The 497-nt window shown below is 63.0% G+C and carries 1 protein-coding gene; it reads right to left on the reverse strand.

What is annotated here, in order from left to right; all coding sequences use genetic code 11:
• A partial coding sequence (locus tag ATB02_RS25805; protein ID WP_157945220.1) for an Ig-like domain-containing protein occupies window positions 1-497 on the reverse strand: 497 nt, incomplete at both ends.

Consider the following 497-nt stretch of genomic DNA (forward strand, 5'->3'; position numbering starts at 1 on the left):
CGTCACGTTCTGGTTCAGAGTGCTGTTGCTGATGCTGGCAGTGACCGTACTGGCTCCGGCGGTCTGGCTGGTGACGGTGATTATTGCCGCGCCGTCCGGCCCGGTGATAACCGTCGCAGCAACCGCTGCCCCGTTGTCCGCTGAGACGCTGACCGTCTGCCCGGCAAGCGCATTACCGAACGCATCGGTGACCCTCGCCCGCAGCATATTCGCCATTGCACCGTCAGCCACGGCGTTATCCTGCGTCACCACCAGATCAGCGATCTTCGCCGTCCTGACATCCGCGATAAACGTCACGTCCCGGCTCTGACTGCTGCTGTTAATGCTGGCAGTGACCGTACTGGTGCCCGCCGTCTGGCTGGTGACACTGATTTCCACCGTGCCGTCCGGCTGTGTGGTGACCGTCGGAGTGACCGTTGTGCTGTTGTCTGCCGTCACGCTGACCGTCTGCCCGGCAAGCACATTACCGAACGCATCCGTCACCCTCACCCGCAGCG

This window comes from Escherichia sp. MOD1-EC5189 (assembly GCF_002966045.1).
Taxonomy (GTDB): domain Bacteria; phylum Pseudomonadota; class Gammaproteobacteria; order Enterobacterales; family Enterobacteriaceae; genus Escherichia; species Escherichia coli_F.